At 72.2% G+C, this 17011-nt stretch carries 14 protein-coding genes, 5 tRNA genes and 1 pseudogene; 5 read left to right on the top strand and 15 right to left on the bottom strand.

Annotated elements, in window-relative coordinates:
• Positions 1 to 53 precede the first annotated feature (53 nt).
• From ACFXHB_RS41230 to ACFXHB_RS41220, 3 genes are all read right to left on the bottom strand, one after another.
• Positions 54 to 1196 (bottom strand): D-alanine--D-alanine ligase family protein, encoded by a 1143-nt coding sequence (locus tag ACFXHB_RS41230; protein ID WP_380581733.1) that lies wholly within the window; start codon positions 1194 to 1196, stop codon positions 54 to 56.
• Between the two features lie 67 nt (positions 1197 to 1263).
• Positions 1264 to 2265 (bottom strand): NAD(P)H-dependent glycerol-3-phosphate dehydrogenase, encoded by a 1002-nt coding sequence (locus ACFXHB_RS41225; protein ID WP_380581731.1) that lies wholly within the window; start codon positions 2263 to 2265, stop codon positions 1264 to 1266.
• Positions 2262 to 3092: a lysophospholipid acyltransferase family protein gene (locus tag ACFXHB_RS41220; RefSeq protein ID WP_380581729.1), complete on the bottom strand. Its 831-nt coding sequence runs from the start codon at positions 3090 to 3092 to the stop codon at positions 2262 to 2264. Before ACFXHB_RS41220 ends, ACFXHB_RS41225 begins: the two co-directional genes overlap by 4 nt.
• A gap of 218 nt (positions 3093 to 3310) precedes the next feature.
• Here ACFXHB_RS41220 and cofC point away from each other — a divergent pair, with 218 nt between their 5' ends.
• Both cofC and ACFXHB_RS41210 read left to right on the top strand, forming a co-directional pair.
• Positions 3311 to 4042, top strand: coding sequence for a 2-phospho-L-lactate guanylyltransferase (gene cofC, locus ACFXHB_RS41215; protein ID WP_380581727.1), 732 nt, complete (start codon positions 3311 to 3313; stop codon positions 4040 to 4042).
• Between the two features lie 43 nt (positions 4043 to 4085).
• Positions 4086 to 4307, top strand: a complete 222-nt coding sequence (locus tag ACFXHB_RS41210; RefSeq protein WP_380581725.1) for a hypothetical protein — start codon at positions 4086 to 4088, stop codon at positions 4305 to 4307.
• A gap of 166 nt (positions 4308 to 4473) precedes the next feature.
• Here the strand turns inward: ACFXHB_RS41210 and ACFXHB_RS41205 are convergent, their stop codons facing one another.
• The 4 genes from ACFXHB_RS41205 to leuC all read right to left on the bottom strand — a co-directional run bounded on the left by ACFXHB_RS41205 (position 4474) and on the right by leuC (position 7879).
• Positions 4474 to 5193, bottom strand: a complete 720-nt coding sequence (locus ACFXHB_RS41205; protein WP_380581723.1) for an HU family DNA-binding protein — start codon at positions 5191 to 5193, stop codon at positions 4474 to 4476.
• A gap of 133 nt (positions 5194 to 5326) precedes the next feature.
• Positions 5327 to 5674, bottom strand: a complete 348-nt coding sequence (locus ACFXHB_RS41200; RefSeq protein ID WP_380388343.1) for a hypothetical protein — start codon at positions 5672 to 5674, stop codon at positions 5327 to 5329.
• Positions 5675 to 5855: 181 nt separating this feature from the next.
• Positions 5856 to 6452 (bottom strand): 3-isopropylmalate dehydratase small subunit, encoded by a 597-nt coding sequence (gene leuD / locus ACFXHB_RS41195; RefSeq protein WP_380581721.1) that lies wholly within the window; start codon positions 6450 to 6452, stop codon positions 5856 to 5858.
• A gap of 5 nt (positions 6453 to 6457) precedes the next feature.
• The gene (gene leuC, locus ACFXHB_RS41190) at positions 6458 to 7879 is read right to left on the bottom strand and encodes a 3-isopropylmalate dehydratase large subunit (RefSeq protein ID WP_380581719.1); all 1422 of its coding nucleotides are present in this window, start codon (positions 7877 to 7879) and stop codon (positions 6458 to 6460) included.
• A 230-nt stretch (positions 7880 to 8109) separates the two neighbouring features.
• Between leuC and ndgR the strand changes: the two genes are divergently transcribed.
• Positions 8110 to 8823 carry an IclR family transcriptional regulator NdgR gene (gene ndgR / locus ACFXHB_RS41185; protein WP_148642806.1) on the top strand — a complete coding sequence of 238 codons (714 nt, stop codon included), beginning with the start codon at positions 8110 to 8112 and terminating at the stop codon, positions 8821 to 8823.
• Between the two features lie 136 nt (positions 8824 to 8959).
• Here the strand turns inward: ndgR and ACFXHB_RS41180 are convergent.
• The 8 genes from ACFXHB_RS41180 to ACFXHB_RS41145 form a co-directional block, all read right to left on the bottom strand.
• Positions 8960 to 9034: transfer RNA gene (locus ACFXHB_RS41180), tRNA-Gln, on the bottom strand.
• A gap of 44 nt (positions 9035 to 9078) precedes the next feature.
• A tRNA-Glu gene (locus ACFXHB_RS41175) sits at positions 9079 to 9154 on the bottom strand.
• Positions 9155 to 9180: 26 nt separating this feature from the next.
• Positions 9181 to 9253: transfer RNA gene (locus ACFXHB_RS41170), tRNA-Glu, on the bottom strand.
• 27 nt (positions 9254 to 9280) lie between these two features.
• Positions 9281 to 9353, bottom strand: a tRNA-Glu gene (locus tag ACFXHB_RS41165).
• 47 nt (positions 9354 to 9400) lie between these two features.
• Positions 9401 to 9472: transfer RNA gene (locus ACFXHB_RS41160), tRNA-Gln, on the bottom strand.
• Between the two features lie 209 nt (positions 9473 to 9681).
• Entirely contained in the window at positions 9682 to 11181 is a 1500-nt protein-coding gene (gene gltX / locus ACFXHB_RS41155) for a glutamate--tRNA ligase (protein ID WP_380581716.1), read from the bottom strand.
• On the bottom strand, positions 11174 to 11974 hold the full coding sequence (locus ACFXHB_RS41150; RefSeq protein WP_380581714.1) for a fumarylacetoacetate hydrolase family protein: 801 nt from the start codon (positions 11972 to 11974) through the stop codon (positions 11174 to 11176). The genes gltX and ACFXHB_RS41150 overlap by 8 nt, the downstream gene beginning before the upstream one ends.
• A 292-nt stretch (positions 11975 to 12266) precedes the next feature.
• Positions 12267 to 12488, bottom strand: coding sequence for a hypothetical protein (locus ACFXHB_RS41145; RefSeq protein WP_380581712.1), 222 nt, complete (start codon positions 12486 to 12488; stop codon positions 12267 to 12269).
• Between the two features lie 627 nt (positions 12489 to 13115).
• Between ACFXHB_RS41145 and ACFXHB_RS41140 the strand changes: the two genes are divergently transcribed.
• Both ACFXHB_RS41140 and ACFXHB_RS41135 read left to right on the top strand, forming a co-directional pair.
• Positions 13116 to 16910, top strand: a complete 3795-nt coding sequence (locus tag ACFXHB_RS41140) for a nitrate- and nitrite sensing domain-containing protein (RefSeq protein WP_380581710.1) — start codon at positions 13116 to 13118, stop codon at positions 16908 to 16910.
• Positions 16911 to 16920: 10 nt separating this feature from the next.
• Positions 16921 to 17011 (top strand): annotated as a pseudogene (locus ACFXHB_RS41135) (roadblock/LC7 domain-containing protein); the annotation flags it as partial.

Raw genomic sequence — 17011 nt, 5'->3', positions numbered from 1 at the left:
GTCCGGGAGCTCCCCCGGACCGCCCCGCCGCCGCGTGTGCGCCCGGAACGCGTCTAGCGCAGACCGGTCGAGCGGCGCAGCGCCGCCCGCAGCAGCCGGTCGATCAGCTCCGGGTACGGCAGGCCGGTGGCCTCCCACATCTTCGGGTAGGCCGAGATCGGGGTGAAGCCGGGCATGGTGTTGACCTCGTTGATCATCCAGCTGCCGTCGTCCAGCAGGAAGAAGTCCACCCGGGCCAGGCCCTCGCAGCCGAGCGCCTCGAAGGCGGCGACCGCCTGACGGCGGATCTCGGCCGTCTCGGCCCCGCCGAGCTCGGCCGGGATGCGCACCTCGGAGGAGTCGATGTACTTGGCCTCGAAGTCGTAGAACTCGTAGTCGCCGCCGACCAGGACCTCGGCCGGCACGCTGGCCCGCGGGCCGTCCTCGAACTCCAGCACCCCGCACTCGATCTCGCGGCCGGAGACCCCGGCCTCGATGATCAGCTTGGGGTCGTGCCGGCGGGCCTCCTCGATGGCGGCGTCCAGGTCGGCGAGGTCCTTGACCTTGGTGATGCCGATGCTGGAGCCGGCCCGGCAGGGCTTGACGAACAGCGGCAGGCCGAGCTGCCCGACCCGCTCGCGGACGGCCGCGCGGCCGGCCTCGCTCTCCCACTCCCGGGGCCGGACGATGGTGTACGAGCCGACACCCAGACCGTGCGAGGCCAGCACCCGCTTGGTGAACTCCTTGTCCATGCCCACCGCGCTGGCGAGCACGCCGTTGCCGACGTACGGCACCCCGGACAGCTCCAGCAGGCCCTGCAGGGTGCCGTCCTCACCCCAGGGGCCGTGCAGCAGCGGGAAGACCACGTCCACCTCGCCGAGCGCCTTGGGCGCCGCCCCCGGCTCGCTCAGGACCACCTCGCGGCTGTCCGGCCCGGTCGGCAGCGCGACCTGGCCGTCGACCGCCTCGGCGACCTGGGCGACGTCCGGCAGCCGGCCGTCGACGATGGCCATCCGGGCCGGATCGTCACTGACCAGCGCCCAGCGGCCCTCATGGGTGATACCGATCGGCAGGACGTCGTACTTCTCGCGGTCGATCGCCCTGAGCACGCTGCCCGCGGTGGTCACCGAGATGGCGTGCTCGGAGCTGCGACCACCGAAGACGAGCGCTACGCGCGGCTTCGCGGACGGATTCGGGGAGGTCTGTTCGATGCTCATATCGGGTTTGAGACTACCGTGCGAGGTGTTTGCGGAAAGTCAGCCACCCGGCCCGCGCGCGCCGGTGTCAGTGCCGCTCGGACTTGGCCGAACGCGACATCAGCGCCCGCAGCGCCTCCTGGGTGGGGCGGCCGTTGTGCACCACGTCCACCACGGCCTCGACGATCGGCATGTCGACACCGCTGCGCCGGGCCAGGTCGAGCACCGACTCGCAGGACTTGACGCCCTCCGCGGTCTGCCGGGTGGCCGCGATGGTCTCGGCGAGCGACATCCCACGGCCCAGGTTGGTGCCGAAGGTGTTGTTGCGCGACAGCGGCGAGGAGCAGGTCGCCACCAGGTCACCCATCCCGGCGAGGCCGGCGAAGGTGTGCGGGTCGGCGCCGAGCGCCAGCCCGAGCCGGGTGGTCTCGGCCAGCCCCCGGGTGATCAGCGTCGCCTTGGTGTTGTCGCCGAGCCCCATGCCGTTGGCCATGCCGACCGCGAGGCCGATCACGTTCTTCACCGCGCCGCCCAGCTCGCAGCCGATCACGTCGGTGTTGGTGTAGGGGCGGAAGTAGGGCGTGTGGCTGGCCGCCTGGAGGCGCTTGGCGACCGCCTCGTCGGTGCAGGCCACCACGCTCGCGGCGGGCTGCCGGTTGGCGATCTCCCGGGCCAGGTTGGGGCCGCTGACGACCGCCACCCGCTCCGCCCCGACCTTGGCGACCTCGGCGATGACCTCGCTCATCCGCTTGGCGGTGCCGAGTTCGATGCCCTTCATCAGGCTCACCAGCACGGTCTGCGGCTCGATCAGCGGGGCCCAGGCGGCCAGGTTCTCGCGCAGCGTCTGGGACGGCACCGCGAGCACCGCGAAGTCGGCCCCGGCCAGCGCCGCCGCCGGGTCCGTGGTGGCCCGGATCGAGGGCGGCAGCGGGACGTCGGGCAGGTAGTCCGGGTTGACGTGGGTGGTGTGGATCGCGTCCACCAGCTCCTGACGACGCCCCCAGAGCGTCACCTCGCAGCCGGCGTCGGCCAGCACCATCGCGAACGCGGTCCCCCAGGACCCCGTTCCGAACACGGCACATCGGGTCACTTGCCGGCCTCCTCGGTCCCGTTCTCGCGCGCGCCGGCGGCCCGCTGCCGCTCGGCGGCGGCCGCCGCGGCCCGGTCCCGGGCCGCCGCGCGCATGTCGTAGCGCTCGGCCGGCGGCTCCTCGCCGCGGATCCCGGCCAGCACCTCGGTGATCGCCTGCATGATGTCCTCGGTGGCGTCCCGGAGCACCTGGGCGGTCAGCTCCTGGCCCTGGTACTTGCTCAGGTCCACCGCCGGCCCGGCCGCCACCGTCACCCGGTGGCGCGGGAAGAGGTTGAACCGGCTCTTGCCGGAAGCACCCCGGCCGTACGGCGGGATGATCTCGTGCGCACCCCAGTGCGCCACCGGGATCACCGGCGCGCCGGTCATCAGCGCGACCCGGGCCACGCCGCTCTTGCCGGTCATCGGCCACAGGTCCGGGTCCCGGGTGAGCGTGCCCTCCGGGTAGAACTGGACGCACTGGCCGCTGTTCACCGCGTCGATGGCCGCCCGGAACGCCTGCGCGGCGTCCGTCGACTCGCGGAACACCGGGATCTGCCCGGTCTTGCGCAGCATGAAGCCGATGAACGGGACCGAGAACAGCGAGGACTTGCCGAGGATGCGCGGCGGCCGCCCGCTGTTGTACTGCCAGTGCGCGTAGACCACCGGATCGATGATCGAGTTGTGGTTGACCGCGGCGATGAAGCCGCGGTCCTTCGGCAGGTGCTCCCAGCCCCGCCAGTCGGGCTTGACCAGCGCGGTCGTCACCGGCTTCACCAGCACGGCCGCGAAGCGGTACCAGATGCCGTAGTCGGCGTTGCCGAAGCTGGCGTACGAGCGGCGGGCCACCCCAGGTCCTCCTCATCCGGTGCGGCACGTGGGGTGCCGCAGTCTCTCGCCTCCCACGACCCCCGTCGGACGGGGTCCGGGCGCGGAACAGTCTCGCCCGACCGCGAACCGGCTGTCGAGCAACCCCGCCAGCACGTCCGGCGGGCGTGACCAAACGCACGTCCGCACAGTTGGGACGGCCTGGCGAGGGTTCCGGGACCGGCGTCACAATGACGCCGATGACCCAGGACACCGTACGCCCCACCGGACCCGTCGCGCCCCCCGCACCCGCCGCCGGCTGGTCGCTGGTACTGCCGGTCAAGCGGCTCGCCCTGGCGAAGACCCGCCTGGCACCGTTCGCCGGACCGCACCGCGCCGACCTGGCGCTCTCCTTCGCGCTGGACACCGTGACCGCCGCGCTGGCCACCCCGGGCGTGTCCCGGGTCCTGGTGGTCACCCGGGACACAGCGGCGGCCGAACGACTGTCCGCCCTGGGCGCGGTCGTGGTCGGCGACGAACCGGACGGCGGTCTCAACGACGCACTGGCGCACGGCGCGGCGGCCGCGCTGGTCCTCGCCCCGCACGCCCCGCTGGCCGCGCTCTCCGCCGACCTGCCGGCCCTGCGCCCGGCCGAACTGGCCCGCGTCCTGGCCGCGGCGGAGCGGGCCGGCCGGTCCTTCCTGGCCGATGCCCCGGGGGTGGGCACCACACTGCTCGCCCGCGCCCCCGGCGGCCCGCTCGCCCCCGCCTTCGGCGACGGCTCCCGGGCCCGGCACGCGGCCGGCGGCGCCCGCGAACTGCGCCTGGACGACGTGCAGTCGGTACGCCGGGACGTGGACACCGGCGCCGACCTCGGCGAAGCGCTCGCGCTCGGTGTGGGGCCGCACACCGGCGCCCTGTCCGCCCGGCTCGCGGACGCGCTCGGGCTCCCCGCCGCCCACCGCCCCGGAAGCCCGCACGGGCGGGGCTGAACTGCCTCCCGGGCCTGTCGGTGGTGCTCGCTATGCTGCTTCCATGCAGGCCACCGCGTTCACCTTCGACCCCGCCACCCGGGCCGGCTCCGTGCTGCTCGACGACGGGAGCCCGCTGCCGTTCGACGCGGCCGCCTTCGACGCCGGCGGCCTGCGGCTGCTGCGCCCCGGCCAGCGGGTGCGGATCCGCACCGAGGGCGCCGGCGACGCCCGCCGGGTGGTCTTCCTGACGCTGCAGACCTTCCCCGACCCGGCCGAGGCCTGACCGAGCCCGGTCCGGGCGCCCCCGGGCGGCCGTCCCGAGGGTGCTCCGCCCCGGCCCACCTGCCCGGCGGGAACGGCCGGATCCGGAAAACGGAAGAGCCGTGGCGGCCCCGCCACCCGGAATTCCGGGAGGGGGTGCGCCACGGCCCTGGAAAGCCGTCCGACGACTACTTCGCGCTGGTCTTGCGCGCGGTGGTCTTGCGGGTGGCGGTCTTCTTCGCCGGAGCCGTCTTCTTGGCGGTGGCGGTGGCCTTCTTGGCGGTCGCCGTGGTCTTCTTCGCGGCGGCCGTGGTGGCCGTCTTCTTGGCGGCGGCGGCCGTCTTCTTGGTCGCGGTCGCCGTGGTCTTCTTGGCGGCGGCGGTCGTGGTCTTCTTGGTCGCGGTCGCCTTCTTGGCGGCGGCCGTGGTGGCCGTCTTCTTGGCAGCGGCGGCCGTGGTGGCCGTCTTCTTGGCAGCGGCCTTCTTGGTCGCGGCCGGGGCCGCGGCGGCGGCCGAGGCGGCGCGCTTGGTGGCGGCGCGCTTGGCGGCCGGGGTCGCGGCGACACCGCTCTTGCCCGGGGTGAGGGAGCCCTTGGGGGCCTTCTTCACCGAGGGGCCTTCCTTCGGCAGCTTCTTGCTGCCGCTGACCAGGTCCTTGAAGCCCTGGCCGGGACGGAAGCGGGGCACCGAGGTCTTCTTGACCTTGACCTTCTCGCCGGTCTGCGGGTTGCGGGCGAAGCGCGCGGAGCGCTCCACCTTCTCAAAGGTGCCAAAACCGGTGACCGACACCCGGTCACCGGCCACAACGGCGCGGACCATGGTGTCGAGCACTGCGTCGACGGCCTCTGCGGCAGCCTTGCGACCGCCCAGCTGCTCGGCCACCGCTTCGACAAGCTGAGCCTTGTTCACGTCTTCCCCTTCGGAAACGGGCGCCGGATGATTCCATCCGTTCATTTCGCACGTTAGGTATGTATCTGCGGACTTTCAATTACCAAACGCGCGAATCACCCTAGTGTCGCAATGGATTTGCGCGTCGGCGACCTCAGGCGACGGGCGGGCGCCCCTCGTCGAGGTCATGCACAAAGCGACTCAACCGCCTTGCCGCCTCCGGAAGATCGCGCTTGGCGGCCTCGGTGACGATGAGGAGTTGACGGGTGAGAGCGGTCTTTGCATCGGCAGACACGTTCAGCGCATGCACGCGGGCGTGAGCTTGCTTCAACCGCTCGGCCACAAGCGCGTAGAGCGCTGCGACTTCCGGGTCGTCCGGCCCCTCAGCAGGTGAGGTGGCGGCGTCCGGCCGATCGTCAATTCGGCGTTCGGATCCCCGGCCCGTGGACTCCGGTGACGCGGGTTCGCCGCCCGCGTACGGAGGTTCATGGTGCCGGTGCATGTACTGATTGTGCCATCTACCCGCAGTTGTGCTTGCGCGGGGCCTCTGCGGCAATGCCAAATCGGCAATCGGGGGCCGGCTGCGGACGGTAACTCCGGGCCCGGAACGGCGGATGGTCCGCCCCCCCGAGGGGAGGCGGACCATCCGGTGGAACGTCAGAATGCCTGTTCTCTCGACGGGCTCAGGCAACCGGCAGAGTACGCGGCTTGAAGGCGGGCCGGGTCTGTTCGAAGGCCGAGATGTCGGCCTCGTTCTGCAGGGTGATGCTGATGTCGTCCAGGCCGTTGAGCAGCCGCCAACGGACATTGTCGTCCAGCTCGAACGTGGCCGTGACACCCTCGGCGCGCACCTCGCGGGCCTCCAGGTCGACGGTGATCTCGGCGGTCGGGTCGGCCTCCACGAGCGCCCAGAGCCGCTCCACCGTCTCCTGCGGCAGCACGACCGTGAGCAGGCCGTTCTTCAGCGAGTTGCCGCGGAAGATGTCGGCGAAGCGGGACGAGACGACCGCGTGGAACCCGTAGTTCTGCAGCGCCCAGACGGCGTGCTCACGGGAGGAGCCGGTGCCGAACTCGGGGCCGGCCAGCAGGACGGTGGCGCCCTGCCGCTCGGGCCGGTTCAGGATGAACGACTCGTCCTTGCGCCAGGCCTCGAACAGGCCGTCCTCGAAACCGGAACGAGTGACCTTCTTGAGCCAGTGGGCCGGGATGATCTGATCGGTGTCGACGTTGCTGCGGCGCAGCGGGACGGCCCGGCCGGTGTGGGTGGTGAACTTCTCCATGCTGCTCAGGCCTCCACAGCGACGTTGGACGAGAGATCGGCGGGTGCGGCCAGTCGGCCGAGCAGCGCGGTCGCGGCGGCGACCTGCGGCGACACCAGGTGGGTGCGGCCGCCCTTGCCCTGGCGGCCCTCGAAGTTGCGGTTCGAGGTGGAGGCGCAGCGCTCGCCGGGGGCCAACTGGTCGGGGTTCATGCCCAGGCACATCGAGCAGCCCGCGTGGCGCCATTCGGCCCCGGCCGCGGTGAACACCTTGTCCAGGCCCTCCTCGACGGCCTGCAGGGCGACCCGCACCGAGCCGGGGACGACCAGCATCCGCACGCCGTCGGCGATCTTCCGGCCCTCCACGATGGCCGCGGCGGCCCGGAGGTCCTCGATCCGGCCGTTGGTGCAGGAGCCGACGAAGACGGCGTCGACCTTGACCTCGCGCAGCGGGGTGCCGGCCTCCAGGCCCATGTAGGTCAGGGCGTTCTCGGCGGCGGTCCGCTCCTGCGGGTCGGCGAAGGACGCCGGGTCCGGCACGTTGGCGCCGAGCGGGGCGCCCTGGCCCGGGTTGGTGCCCCAGGTGACGAACGGCGTCAGCTCGGTCGCGTCGATGAGGATCTCGTGGTCGAAGACCGCGTCCTCGTCGGTGCCCAGGGTCTTCCAGTACTCGACCGCGGCGTCCCAGTCCTCGCCCTGGGGCGCGTGCGGGCGGCCCTGGAGGTAGTCGAAGGTGGTCTGGTCCGGGGCGATCATGCCGGCCCGGGCGCCCGCCTCGATCGACATGTTGCAGACGGTCATCCGGGCCTCCATGGAGAGGCTGCGGATGGCCGAGCCGCGGTACTCCAGGACGTAGCCCTGGCCGCCGCCGGTACCGATCTTGGTGATGATCGCCAGGATCAGATCCTTGGCGGTGACGCCCTCGGGCAGCTCGCCCTCGACCGTGATCGCCATCGTCCTGAACGGCGCCAGCGGCAGGGTCTGGGTGGCCAGGACGTGCTCGACCTGACTGGTGCCGATGCCGAACGCCAGGGCACCGAAGGCACCGTGGGTGGAGGTGTGGGAGTCACCGCAGACCACGGTGGTGCCCGGCTGGGTCAGACCGAGCTGCGGGCCGACGACGTGTACGACGCCCTGCTCGATGTCGCCCAGGGAGTGGATCCGGACCCCGAACTCGGCGGCGTTGCGGCGCAGCGTCTCCAGCTGGACCCGGGAGACCGGGTCGGCGATCGGCTTGTCGATGTCCAGGGTGGGGGTGTTGTGGTCCTCGGTCGCGATCGTCAGATCGGTCCGGCGGACCGGCCGCCCGGCCAGCCGGAGGCCGTCGAAGGCCTGCGGGCTGGTCACCTCGTGGAGCAGGTGCAGGTCGATGAAGAGCAGGTCGGGCTCGCCCTCCGCGCGCCGGACGACGTGGTCGTCCCAGACCTTCTCTGCGAGTGTCCGTCCCATCGGATTCCCTCCAGCCGGCCGCGTTGCCGGCCTTCTCGTGTTCATCGGGGTCAGTGCTTTCGCCGCCCTGTGAGGCGCGCCGCGTGACCTGCACGCCGGATCGGTGTCCACCATGCGGACACTCTGTTGAGGCCGCATCCTGGATGTCTCCCGGGCTGCTGCATCCAGAGTGGCGCTTTTCGCGGAAGATTGAACTTGCGTCTCGCGGAATGAGACTGCAGTCTTAGGGCATGGACAACTCTAGCGGCGTCGGCGTTCTCGACAAGGCCGCTCTGGTGCTGAGCGCACTGGAGTCGGGCCCCGCCACGTTGGCGGGGCTGGTCGCCGCCACCGGTCTGGCGCGGCCCACGGCCCACCGGCTCGCCGTCGCACTCGAACATCACCGACTGGTCACCAGGGACATGCAGGGCCGGTTCATCCTCGGCCCCCGTCTCTCCGAACTCTCCGCCGCGGCGGGCGAGGACCGACTGCTCGCCACCGCGGGCCCGGTCCTGACCCACCTGCGCGACGTCACCGGCGAGAGCGCACAGCTCTACCGCCGGCAGGGCGAGATGCGGATCTGCGTCGCCGCCGCCGAGCGGCTCTCCGGCCTGCGGGACACCGTCCCGGTCGGCAGCACCCTGCCGATGAAGGCCGGCTCGGCCGCCCAGGTCCTGCTGGCCTGGGAGGAGCCCGAGCGGCTCCACCGCGGCCTCCAGGGCGCCCGGTTCACCGCGACCGCGCTGAGCGGCGTCCGGCGCCGCGGCTGGGCCCAGTCGATCGGCGAGCGCGAGCCGGGCGTGGCGTCCGTCTCCGCGCCCGTGCGCGGCCCCTCCAACCGGGTCGTGGCCGCCGTCTCCGTCTCCGGCCCGATCGAGCGCCTGACCCGCCACCCGGGCCGGCTGCACGCCCAGGCCATCATCGAGGCCGCCAACCGGCTCACCGAGGCCCTGCGCCGCGGCTGACCGTACGGACCCGACGGAAAAGGCCCGCTCACCTCGGTGAGCGGGCCTTTTCCCGAGGAATCCCCCGGAAAGGCGCGGCCGGAATTGGGGCCGGAAAACACAAAAGGCCCCGGCGAACCAGGGCCCTGCTAATTTCTGGCTGGGGTACCAGGACTCGAACCTAGACTAAATGAACCAGAATCACTCGTGCTGCCAATTACACCATACCCCAACAAAGCAATCAGCCGATGGGTCAAGCCCACCGGCCTCATACTCTGGTACCCCCGACCGGATTCGAACCGGCGCTACTGCCGTGAGAGGGCAGCGTGCTAGGCCGCTACACAACGGGGGCTTCCTGGCGATCCCTTGCGGGACCAGTACCCCCGACCGGATTCGAACCGGCGCTACTGCCGTGAGAGGGCAGCGTGCTAGGCCGCTACACAACGGGGGCTTTCCAGGTGATCCCTTGCGGGACCAGTACCCCCGACCGGATTCGAACCGGCGCTACTGCCGTGAGAGGGCAGCGTGCTAGGCCGCTACACAACGGGGGCTTGATCTTTGTTTGTCCTACGATACTGCAGGTACTGCTTGTACTGCGCTGGGGTACCAGGACTCGAACCTAGACTAAATGAACCAGAATCACTCGTGCTGCCAATTACACCATACCCCACCGGAGTTGAACCCCTGCGGGCCCTTCTCCAGCGTTGCGCCCCTCGCTCGGTCCGAACGGGGTTTCGCTCCCTCGTCCGTTCCCTCCCGGGCGGCGCAGAAAGAACATTACCCGACGTCCGGCCCCGGTCCAAAATCGATAACCCCAGGCAGCGGCCGGGGCGGCTGCGGGCCAGGTCAGCACCCGGCCCGCAGCCCCCCTGCCGGCGCTCAGGCAGCCGGGGCGGCGGCCAGCGCGGCGTTCAGCCGGCGCAGCGTCTCGGGGCGCCCGAGCAGCTCCATCGACTCGAAGAGCGGCGGGGAGACCCGGCGGCCAGTGACGGCCACCCGCAGGGGCGTGAAGGCGAACTTGGGCTTGATGCCCAGTCCGTCCACCAGCGCCTCGCGCAGCGCCGCCTGGATCGGCTCGGGCGAGAAGTCCGCCAGCTCCTCCAGTGCCTTGACGCTGGCCTCCAGCACCGGGCGGGAATCGGCGGTGAGCACCTTGGCGGCGTCGTCCGGGTCCAGCGCGAAGTCGGCCGGGTCGACGAAGAGGAAGCCCGCCATGGTGACGATCTCGCTCAGCACGACCATCCGCTCCTGGGTGAGCGGTGCCACCTTGGCGAGCAGCTCCAGCTGCTCGGCGGACGGCTCGGCCGGGAGCAGCCCGGGCGCCTGCAGGTACGGCACCAGGCGGCGGACGAAGTCCTCCGGGGCCAGCCGGCGCAGGTGCTCGGCGTTGATGTGCTCGCACTTCTTCAGGTCGAAGCGGGCCGGGTTGGCGTTGACATCGGCGATGTCGAAGGCCTCGACCAGCTGCTCCACCGAGAAGATGTCGTCATCCGCGGAGAGCGACCAGCCCAGCAGCGACAGGTAGTTGAGCAGGCCCTCGGGGATGAAGCCGCGCTCGCGGTACAGGTTGAGCGAGGCCTGCGGGTCGCGCTTCGAGAGCTTCTTGTTGCCCTCGCCCATCACGTACGGCAGGTGACCGAAGCGCGGGGTGCTGCCGTCGCCGACGCCGATCTCGGCGAGTGCGGCGTACAGCGCGACCTGGCGCGGGGTCGAGGACAGCAGGTCCTCGCCGCGCAGCACGTGGGTGATGCCCATGAGGGCGTCGTCCACCGGGTTGACCAGGGTGTAGAGCGGCGCGCCGTTGGCCCGCACGATGCCGTAGTCGGGCACGTTCTCCGGCTCGAAGGTGAGCGTGCCGCGCACCAGGTCGTCGAAGCTGATGGTGCGGTCCGGCATCCGGAACCGCAGGATCGGCTCGCGCTTCTCCAGCTCGTAGACGGCGACCTGGTCGTCCGTCAGCTCGCGGCAGTGGCCGTCGTAGCCGGAGGGCCGGCCGGCCGCACGGGCCGCCTCGCGCCGGGCGTCGAGCTCCTCGGTGGAGCAGTAGCAGTGGTAGGCGTGGCCCGCCTCGTGCAGCCGGCGGGCGACGTCGGCGTAGATGTCCATCCGCTGCGACTGGCGGTACGGCTCGTGCGGGCCGCCGACCTCCGGGCCCTCGTCCCAGTCGAAGCCGAGCCAGCGCATGGCGTCGAGCAGCTGCCGGTACGACTCCTCGGAGTCGCGGGCGGAGTCGGTGTCCTCGATCCGGAAGACCATCGTGCCGCCGTTGTGGCGGGCGAAGGCCCAGTTGAAGAGCGCCGTGCGGACCAGGCCCACGTGCGGGTTGCCGGTCGGGGACGGACAGAAGCGAACCCGAACGCTCGGGTCAGTGTTAGCCACGCTTGATCACCTTGTTGGTGAGAGTGCCGATGCCTTCGATGGAGACGGCGACCTCGTCGCCGACGTTGAGCGGGCCCACCCCAGCGGGTGTGCCGGTGAGGATGACGTCGCCGGGCAGCAGCGTCATGGCCTCGGAGATGTGGACGATCAGCTCGGCGACCGAGCGGACCATCAGGGAGGTGCGGCCGGTCTGCCGCAGCTCGCCGTTGACCGTGCAGGTGACCGCCAGGTCGGCCGGGTCGAGGTCGGTCTCGATCCACGGGCCGAGCGGGCAGGCGGTGTCGAAGCCCTTGGCGCGGGCCCACTGGCCCTCGCGCTGCTGGACGTCGCGCGCCGTGAGGTCGTTGGCGCAGGTGTAGCCGAGGATCACCTCGGGCACCCGGTCCAGCGGGACCTCGCGGCACATCCGGCCGATGACCACGGCCAGTTCGGCCTCGTGGTGGACGTCGGAGGAGAACGGCGGGTACGCGATGGACTCGGTCGGGCCGATCACCGAGGTCGACGGCTTGAAGAAGGTCAGCGGGACGTCCGGGACGTCGTTGCCGAGCTCGGCCGCGTGGGCGGCGTAGTTGCGGCCGACCGCGACGATCTTGTTCGGCAGCATCGGGCTGAGCAGCCGCACGTCCTGGAAGCGGTAGCTCTCGCCGGTGGGTTGGGGCTGCCCGAACGGGTGGCCGGCCAGGGCGTGGACGACCAGAGACTCGGGCTGGGCCGGGTCGCCCTCGACCACGCCGAAGGAGACGCTGCCGGCGGCAGGGCTCCCTTCCCGGACGGAAAACCTGGCAATGCGCACGGCTGGGCTACCCCTCGCTTCGTCGGCCGCCCGGGGCGCGCCCGGGCGCTGGTGGGCGCCGCGCCCGATGGACACGGCCCCGCTCAATCGTCGACCAGGCTATCGCGTGGGGCCCGAGCCGACCGCTTTGCCCCTGTTCAGCGCGGTTGCGCCCGACTCGGCCGAACGGCCCACCGCCGCCCGGGCGGACGGACCGCCGGCCCCGGGCCGGGGCCGGCGGAGAACGGCGAAGGGCGCCGTGGCCGCCCCCCGGGGGGATGCGGCCGCGACGCCCTTCGCGAGGCGCGGGTGGTCAGTCCCGCGGGACCGCGACGACCGGGGCCACCATCAGCGTGGTGCGGCGCGGGTTGGCCGTGTTGGTGGGCAGCTCGGTGGCGTAGGTCACCACGTCCTCGGCCCTGCGGGCACCCGGGATCGTGCTGAAGTCCTCGACCGAGGCCAGCGTCGTCCGGCGGGGGTTCGCCGTGGAGCCGGGGGACGTGGGACTGGTGGCGGCCTTGTTCGCCTGGGACATCGCGTCAGCACCTCGGGGTCACGGCCGGCGCGTCGACAGGGAGCGGCGCCGGCCTGAGTGGTTCGGGGAGATTCTGGGCAGGCTGATCGTGGCCGTGCGCCGGATACCGCAAGGTTACGGATCTCTTTCCACAGGCACCGTGACCAAAGCTACACATTGTGCTGTGATTTTGCTCACAAATTGAAGAGCAATTCTCCGATATCCGACATATCGCTGCATCAAGTTTGGCCGACATATCGGGTATACCGGGCATTCGGGGAGCTCTGCGCTTCTCGTTGATCTCCGGTCTGGTTGGCATGTATCCGGCGAGTGTCCGAAAAAGGCGGTATTCCGGTCCGGTTACCGCACAGTCAGTGAAGTCGCGCGCGCGGTCGGTAGTGGTGCCCCACTCGCCCTGGCGGCCCTTGTTGGGATTCCCCGGCTGTGCTGGAATGCCACGGACCGTGGGTAGGGAGCAGTCCACCCCGGTGCCCGCTCTCCCGGACCGGCCGGGGTGCGGATGGAAACTCCACACCGTCCAGGCCGCGGCAACGCGGCGGGACGCCCGGTCCAGAGGTTGCGACGCCAGTGCAGGGACGTTTCAAAAGGGGTAGCGGCGCCGCGGGTGACCCGGAGTCGCGTGAGCCCGTGGCACCACCCCAGCAGGCGGCGGTGCCCGGCGGCCCGGCCGAGCCGGCACCGGACACGGTCGGCCGCCCGGACGAGGACACCGACCAGGACCGGAAGTCGGCCCGGGACAAACTCCGAAAGACACTGACCCGCCGACGGGCCAAGGGCATGAGCCGGCTGGCGATGCGCAACTGGCGGATCCGTACCCGCCTGATCGCGCTGCTCGCCCTCCCCGTGCTCGTCGCCCTCGTCCTCGGTGGCCTGCGCATCCAGACCTCGCTCGAGGCCTCGCAGCAGCTCGCCCAGATGGCAAACCTCTCGGACCTGGCCAAGAAGGCGACCAACCTCGCCGACGCCCTGCAGACCGAGCGGGACATCAGCGCCGGCCCGATCACCGACAAGCCGAACGCCCCGCTCGACGACGACATCGTCAACGCCCGCAAGATCACCGACGACCTGAGCCGGACCTTCACCGCGTCCTCGGACAAGTTCGAGAACCTGGAGCTCTCCGGCGGCAAGGCGCTGCTGTTCCAGATCCGCAAGGACCTGAACTCGATCTCGGACGCGCGCAACACCCCGTACCAGAACAACCAGAACATCCAGTCGACGATCACGGCCTACGACGTGATCATCCGAGACCTGCTGTCGATCACCCAGGACATCGCGCTCGCGTCCAACAACCGCGACCTGGTCCGCGCCACCCGCGCCCTCCAGCAGTTCTCGCTGGCCAAGAACGCCACCTCGCAGCAGCGCGCCCTGATCAGCGCCGCGCTCGCCAACCCCAAGGCCCCCGACCTCAGCCTGAGCGACGAGTCCTTCGGCATCCGGCTGCGCGCCTCCTACGACAACGCGCTCACCAGCTTCAACAACATCTACACCTCGCACGACCTGGACAACCTGCGCGGCCAGCTCAGCTACAACTCGGTGGTCGCCGCCGCCGACCGGTACGCGCGCTCGGTGCTCCAGCAGAGCGGTATCCACCAGACCGAGCCGGTCAGCTTCAAGGACTGGTACGAGCAGGCCACCGCCAAGATCACCGCCGAGCGGCGGATCGAGGCGAAGCTGATCGAGGACCTCGACGGCAAGGCCCAGGAGCTGCAGTCCGCCGCCGACACCGAGGCCCTGATCATCGGTGCCGCCGTCGCGCTGGTGCTGCTCGTCGCCCTCGGTGGCGCCGGTCTGATCGCCCGCTCGATGGTGCGCTCGCTGACCCGTCTGCAGGCCGCGGCCGAGGACGTCGCCGAGCGGCGACTGCCCGAGCTGGTCAAGACGCTCTCCGAGAGCGACCCGCACGACGTCGACGTCACCGTCGAACCCGTCGGCGTCGACTCCGCGGACGAGATCGGCCACGTGGCGCACGCATTCGACATGGTGCACAGCGAGGCCGTCCGCCTCGCCGCCGAGCAGGCCCTCCTGCGCGGCAACATCAACGCGATGTTCACCAACCTCTCGCGCCGCAGCCAGGGCCTCATCCAGCGCCAGCTGTCGCTCATCTCCGAGCTGGAGAGCCGCGAGGCGGACCCGGACCAGCTGGCCAACCTCTTCAAGCTGGACCACCTCGCGACCCGTATGCGCCGCAACGGCGAAAACCTGCTGGTCCTCGCCGGTGAGGACCCGGGCCGCCGCTGGACCCGCCCCGTCCCGCTGGTCGACGTGCTCCGCGCCGCCGCCTCCGAGGTGGAGCAGTACGAGCGCATCGAGCTCGCCACCGTGCCGTCGGCCGAGGTCGCCGGCCGCGTCGTCAACGACCTCGTCCACCTGCTCGCCGAGCTGCTGGAGAACGCCACCTCGTTCTCCAGCCCGCAGACCCGCGTCCGGGTCACCGGCCACGCCCTGCCCGACGGCCGGGTGCTGGTCGAGATCCACGACACCGGCATCGGCCTCAGCCCCGACGACCTCGCCGACATCAACGAGCGTCTGGCGAACCCTCCGACGGTGGACGTCTCCGTCTCCCGCCGCATGGGCCTCTTCGTGGTCGGCCGGCTGTCCCTGCGCCACGGCATCCGCATCCAGCTGCGCCCCAGCGACTCCGGTGGCACCACCGCACTGGTCATGCTCCCCGTGGACGTCACCAACTCCGCCGACCGCCGCGGCCCGGCCCGCCCCGGTTCGGCGCAGGCCAAGCAGCAGCGCGGGGTCGCCCCGACGCCGCGTCAGCAGCGCCAGGTGCCCGGCGGTCCCAACGGCGGTCCGAACGGCGGCCCGGCCGCGCTCGGCCAGGGTCCGGCGGGCGGTGCCCCGCAGGGCCGCCCGCAGCTCGGCCAGGGCGGTCCCGGTACACCGGGCGGCCAGGGCGGTCCCGGCGCGCCGGGCGGACGGTCCGGGGGCGGTCTGCCGACCCGCCAGGTCGGCCAGTCCATGCGCGAGACCCCGCTGCCGGGTCAGCAGGCCCCGCAGGGCCCCCAGGGCCAGCAGCCCCGCCAGAACCCGCAGGGCGGCCTCCCGCAGCGCGGTCCGGGCCGGCAGGCCCCGCCGCAGGGCGGTCCCGGTGCGCTGCCGCGCCGCGGCCAGCAGCCGGGCGCCACCCCGCAGCCCGGCCAGGGACAGCCCGGTCCGGGTCAGCCCGGCCAGGGCCGGCCCGGCGACGGGCGGCGCCCCGCCCAGGAGCGTCCGCGCCCCGGCGCCGACGGCGGTCCGGACTCCCGGACCGGCGAGCAGCCGCAGCACGGCTGGGCCGACCAGGCGGGCCGACCGGGCGCGCCGCAGGGCGCCCGCCCGGGCAACCGCCCGCAGGAGGGGCTCCCGCAGCGCCGCCAGCCGGGCCAGCAGGCCCCGCAGAGCCCCGGCGGCCAGGGTCCGCAGGGCCAGGGCGGCCCCGGCGGCCAGGGCCCGCAGGGCCAGGGCGGCCCCGGCGGCCAGGGCCCGCAGGGTCCGCGCCGTCCGCAGCGTCCCGGCCCGGACGCGCCGCAGCGCGAGCGCCAGCCGCAGCTCCCGCCGCAGCAGGCCCAGCCGCTGCCGTCGGCCGAGCCCTCGTCGATGGAGAGCACCGCGCAGTTCGCCCGGCCGCGCTTCGAGGCGAGCGAGATCGACCCGCGTGACCCGCTCGGCCTCGGTCTGGTCGAGCCGGTCCTGCCGAACGTGCCGACCCCGCCGCGTCCGGAGCCGGTCCGCCAGGAACAGCTCCGGCCCGAGCCGGTCCGCCAGGAGCCGATGGCGCTGCCGACCGGTCCGTCCGACGGCGGCCCGCAGGGCGGTGCGCCGGCCTTCGAGCCGGCCGACCAGGCCTGGTCCCAGGAGGCCGGCCGGCAGGCCGAGGCGGCCCGGGCCCGGGGCTACCAGCCCCGCCGGCCCGGGACCAGCGCCCCCGGCCTCCAGCAGCAGGAGGGCCGGCCGCAGCAGGCCCCCCAGCCGCAGGCTCCCCAGCCGCAGAACCAGCAGCAGGCTCCCCAGCAGGGCCGGCCGCAGCAGGCCCCGCAGGGCGGCCCGGGCGACGGGCCCGGCGGGCCGGGCGACGCCCCGTGGCGTCCGTCCGCGAACGACGAGCGCTGGCGCCGGGCCGAGCAGGTCCGGGAGCCCTCGACCAGTGGCGTCACCATGTCCGGGCTCCCCCGGCGGACCCCGCAGGCCAACCTGGTCTCCGGCACCGCCGAGGCGTCCCCGCTGACCGGTCCCCAGGTGTCCCGCGCCCCCGAGGAGGTGCGCGGCCGGCTCACCAACCTGCGCCGCGGCATCCAGCAGGGCCGCCGGGTCGGCGCCGAGCAGGCGGCGGGCCAGGGCAACCAGCCGGGCCCGCAGCATGGTGCCCAGCAGCCCGGATTCGATAGCTTCGGGGGCCGGACCGACGGCAACGGCGCAGATCATCAGGAGCGTTGAGTTGAATCAGATGAGCCAGGCCGCACAGAACCTGAACTGGCTGATCACCAATTTCGTGGACAACACCCCCGGGGTGTCGCACACGGTGGTGGTCTCCGCGG

Origin of the sequence: Kitasatospora sp. NPDC059327, from assembly GCF_042752535.1 — a bacterium.
In the GTDB taxonomy this organism is placed as follows: Bacteria; Actinomycetota; Actinomycetes; order Streptomycetales; family Streptomycetaceae; genus Kitasatospora.
The sequence above is the reverse complement of the archived record's forward strand: the minus strand, read 5'-3'. Positions and strand labels throughout refer to the sequence as shown.